Origin of the sequence: Stieleria sedimenti, assembly GCF_025060895.1 — a bacterium.
GTDB classification, from domain to species: domain Bacteria; phylum Planctomycetota; class Planctomycetia; order Pirellulales; family Pirellulaceae; genus Stieleria; species Stieleria sedimenti.
The window spans coordinates 1-3881 of the sequence record NZ_JANZKV010000286.1 but is presented as its reverse complement, the minus strand read 5'-3'; the positions used below and the strand labels follow the sequence as shown (position 1 = coordinate 3881).

Annotated in this window: 5 protein-coding genes; 3 read left to right on the top strand and 2 right to left on the bottom strand. The window is 59.1% G+C overall.

From position 1 onward, the window contains the following. Positions 1-98 precede the first annotated feature (98 nt). Positions 99-353 carry a hypothetical protein gene (locus tag NZK35_RS30390; RefSeq protein WP_145208546.1) on the bottom strand — a complete coding sequence of 85 codons (255 nt, stop codon included), beginning with the start codon at positions 351-353 and terminating at the stop codon, positions 99-101. Positions 354-593: 240 nt separating this feature from the next. Here NZK35_RS30390 and aroH point away from each other — a divergent pair, with 240 nt between their 5' ends. Both aroH and NZK35_RS30380 read left to right on the top strand, forming a co-directional pair. Then, positions 594-1022, top strand: a complete 429-nt coding sequence (gene aroH / locus NZK35_RS30385; RefSeq protein ID WP_145208548.1) for a chorismate mutase — start codon at positions 594-596, stop codon at positions 1020-1022. Between the two features lie 23 nt (positions 1023-1045). After that, the gene (locus tag NZK35_RS30380; protein ID WP_259636291.1) at positions 1046-2053 is read left to right on the top strand and encodes a hypothetical protein; all 1008 of its coding nucleotides are present in this window, start codon (positions 1046-1048) and stop codon (positions 2051-2053) included. On the opposite strand, the gene NZK35_RS30375 is transcribed toward NZK35_RS30380, so the two are convergent. After that, positions 2050-2829 carry a hypothetical protein gene (locus NZK35_RS30375; protein ID WP_259636290.1) on the bottom strand — a complete coding sequence of 260 codons (780 nt, stop codon included), beginning with the start codon at positions 2827-2829 and terminating at the stop codon, positions 2050-2052. The genes NZK35_RS30380 and NZK35_RS30375 overlap by 4 nt on opposite strands. A gap of 344 nt (positions 2830-3173) precedes the next feature. On the opposite strand from NZK35_RS30375, the gene ndk reads away from it, so the two are divergent. Further along, complete coding sequence (ndk, locus tag NZK35_RS30370; RefSeq protein WP_259636292.1) at positions 3174-3632, top strand: nucleoside-diphosphate kinase; 459 nt, start codon at positions 3174-3176, stop codon at positions 3630-3632. The last annotated feature ends 249 nt before the right edge of the window (positions 3633-3881 follow it).

Genomic DNA, 3881 nt, shown 5'->3' with positions numbered 1-3881 from the left:
ACACGTCTGCCCGTGCCATTTGCAGCTGCCCCCTTTTCCGCTCGACAAACACCACCCCATCGACCGGCCGTCGTCGATGTTCGCGGCCGATCGCCGTCTCAGGCGAGCTTTCCGATGGCCTCGGCGACCAACGCAGGGTCATCTTTTTCGCGCAGATGTTCGATCTGCTCGGCCGGCAATCCGGCCTTCTCCAGATGGCTGATCAACCGTTTCCAGACGGTTTCTCGCTTCTTGCCTTGGCTCAGGTACAGTTCGCTGACCGCTTCTTGAGCCTTTTGGATCCCAATAGAATCCCGGTTTTGGTAGTAATTCTTGATAATTCGTTCTTGATAGGGCGAACGGTGGTCGCTCATATTCAGTTTCCGAATGGAAAGGTGTGGTCGAATGTCATGGGCCGGTCAAGACGGTTATCGGCCGGGCGGTTCGGCCCCTATAGTAGGCGTTTCCGAGTAAGCTTTATACGGCTAAATCGGCGACAGGAAACCCGTCAATTCTGACCACCGTCGAAATCGGGCGATGAGCAAAACGCGCCCGCGGGCGGCTCACGCCGGTCGCACGGCGAATTGGTCCATTGCCCTAAGGAATCAGAAAGTATGTTGGCTTGCCGAGGCGTCCGCGGTGCGACAACGGTCCAAGCGGATGATCGTGACGAAATCTTGCTCGCAACGAGGCAGTTGCTGGCGCTGATGATTCGCCAAAACGGGATCGACACGGCGGACTTGGCCAGCGCCTACTTCACCGTGACCAAGGACCTGTCGGCGGAATTCCCCGCGTTGGCCGCGCGCCAACTCGGATGGTTGGAAGTCCCGTTGTTGTGCGGATACGAAATCACGGTCGAAAAATCGTTGCCACGCTGCATTCGCGTGTTGCTGCACTGGAACACCGAGAAATCACAGTCCGAGATCCAGCACTTCTACTTGCACGACGCGGTAAAATTGCGTCCCGATCTGTCAGAGCTTCCGCCCGTGGATTTTGACGAGCTGGAACAATGGATCCAGTCCCAACTGTCTTCCACCCCCTAGATCGCTGCACGAGTTTCAGAGCCTTGGCCAAGAAATCCAACGTCCGATTTCAACCTGCGGTCGATTTGAGCGTGATTCACGCCTCATTCGTCGTCGCCACCGGTGGCGTCTGCAGCGACCAGCGGACCGAATCGGCACTGAGCGGTCCGACCAGCGAAATCAACACACGGCTCGTCTCGGCCCTGGCCGACGTCCGAGCGTTCTGGTCGGCACTGTTCGCTTCGGTTGCCGCCGGGCGGACGGCCCGGCAGTCCTGTCCACCGGCCCTGGTCGCCGCCGGCTGCAGCGAGCTTCAGATCGACCAGACCGCCGCGGCACTGGGAACCCAACTCGACCAATGCCGGATCGCCTACCAACAACGTTTTCCGAAGCTGGAACAACAGCTCGGTCTGCGGGCCGGTCCCCTCAAAGACCGCTGGCAAACCTATGGTCCGGGCCTGTTGATCGAAACGGCGCGACAGATCTGGGGGTCGGCACCGCCGGAAAAATGGTGGCCCGAGAACGTCGATTGCCTGTTGGTCCAACCGGTCCGCGGCGGCGACGGCGGGTTTGACTCGGGCCAATGCCGCGTCTGGATCGAAGCGATGTTGACCGACGCCGATCCCGCCGTGAGCGAGATCTTTCGGTTGGCATTCTGGGTCACACAAGTCGCCGTGGGGCGTCACTTGGCGGCAACGCTGGGACAGGTTGAAACCCCCAGCCACCCCGAAGACTTCGGCTCGGGAACCCACCGCCGCACGTCCTTGCCCTGGGATCTCGGCTGCGTGCCGGTCGTGTTGACCGCCGGGGCGAATCTGGAATTGTTCCGCGCCGATCCCTTGCCGATCGAGACAGCGGTGGCGTTGTGGCGGCTCGGCGACGAGTCGGTCGGCAAGATCGTCGCCAACTGGTGGGACCAATGGAAAGACGCCGGGGCGGCGATGCCGGTTGCCCTCAAAGCCCTCGATCGCATGCTCGCCCCGCTTCGCAAACGGTCCGAACACGCCCGGTCAGCGGGAACCGATGACTTTGCCGACCACGAACTCGATTAACTGGAACCGCTGTCGTCGCCGATCTTGACCTTGATCGATCCCAGCATTCTCGTCATCTGCTCTTCTTTCTTTCCGACGAACAGAATGTTATCCAGCACGATCGCCCGCTTCTCCGTCGTCGGGTGCAAAATCAATCGCCCCGCCCCCAGCAAGATGTATTCAAACACGTCGTTGATCTCCTTGTCGACACGCAAGTTCGGAGCCGGATAGCGTTTCAGATCGCTCAGCAAGCCGTGGTGATGCAGCAGTTCGTTGTTGGACAGTTCCCAATAGTTGAACTTGGTACTGACAAAGACCGCGATATACATCAACGCCATTCCGATCGTCGTGCACAGAAAGAACGTCGTGTTGGCGACCGGGCGGATCCGCTTGATCCAATCGCCCACCGCAGGCAATAAATCGGGGCGGGTGAGAAATAACATCCACACCCCCATCGCGACCGTGGTCACGATGAACACCAACGTCAGCGACGTCGCCCTGGGAAAATCAAAGACGATGATGAACAGGTTGGCCATCATCACGCACAGGAAGATCCCCGTCATCACGACCGGGACGGTCTCGGCCGGATCAGCAATCGAGTGACCGCCAATCCATAACACCAACGTCGCAAGGATCGAGATGATCAACGTCGGGTACATGAAAATAAACTTGGGATACGGCACCAGATAGATCCGCTTTTTCTGCGATCCGCCCGATCCATGCGAATGCACATGGGCATGCCCGTGCTGCTCATTTCCCTGGGCCTCGTCCTCATCATGCTGCTCAGCTTCTGTCATCGTGTCGCCTTGTTAAGGTTCTTACTTCCGGTGTCGATCCAACCACAGCCCCGGGCACCAATCGATGCCCCGCTCGGGCGCGCGACACGCCGACAATCAATTCTCCCGGGTCGCGCCATTGCCACAGTCGGGTCATTGCCACAGTTGGCTCATTCCCACAGTCGGGTCGGGACGCTGAAATCTATCAGGTCCGAACCCTTCCCTTAATACCCGCTTCGCGCAACCGCTGCAGAAGCTGATAATTCGCTGCGAAAACGTTTCGACACGGCCCCGCAGCAAGTCCTAGGCGGTCGCCGCAAACATCCGAAAGGCTTGAGTGGAGTTAATTTTTGATGAGTGATCTGATGCAACGCACCCTGGTTCTTCTCAAACCCGACGCGGTCCAGCGGCGATTGATGGGACAATTGATCGCGCGATTCGAAGCCAAAGGCTTGAACATCGTTGCAATGAAGATGCTGAAAGTGACGCCGGAAATGGCGAAAAAACACTACGCCGAACACGTCGACAAACCGTTCTACCCGAGCCTGGAAGCATTCATCACGTCGGCCCCGATCGTCGCCATGGCCATCGATGGGCTCGACGTCATCAAAGTCGTTCGCGACATGTTGGGCGCCACCAGCGGGCTCAATGCCGCCGCCGGGACCATTCGCGGTGATTTCAGCAGCAGCCGGCAAATGAACCTGGTCCACGCCAGCGACGGTGCCGAAGCGGCCCAACGAGAGTTGGGCATCTACTTCGATGACAGCGAGATCTGCCGCTACGAGCCCGTGCTGACGCCGTTCATCCGCGCCGGCGACGAGTGAACGACGCCCGAGGCGTCGAGTTGAGAAGCCACCCTTCCTGGCTGGAGGGTCGAGCGCAGCAAGCGGACGTCAATTTTATTACCGCAAGATTCATGGCTCCCTTCTCCCCCACAAGTCGTAACAAGCTTGCTTGTCGATTTGTGGGGGAGAAGGGCTGGGGATGAGGGGGCTGGTGATCGGTTTTGCAGCCCACATCGATCGTCGCGGAAGTCGCTAAGCCTCTCTGGGGGTCGGCCCTCTCTGGCGTTT

Bases quoted from the DNA above. Each gene is read 5' to 3' on its own strand.
- NZK35_RS30390 (WP_145208546.1), bottom strand. From the start codon at position 353: ATGAGCGACCACCGTTCGCCCTATCAAGAACGAATTATCAAGAATTAC.
- aroH (WP_145208548.1), top strand. From the start codon at position 594: ATGTTGGCTTGCCGAGGCGTCCGCGGTGCGACAACGGTCCAAGCGGAT.
- NZK35_RS30375 (WP_259636290.1), bottom strand. From the start codon at position 2,829: ATGACAGAAGCTGAGCAGCATGATGAGGACGAGGCCCAGGGAAATGAG.
- ndk (WP_259636292.1), top strand. From the start codon at position 3,174: ATGCAACGCACCCTGGTTCTTCTCAAACCCGACGCGGTCCAGCGGCGA.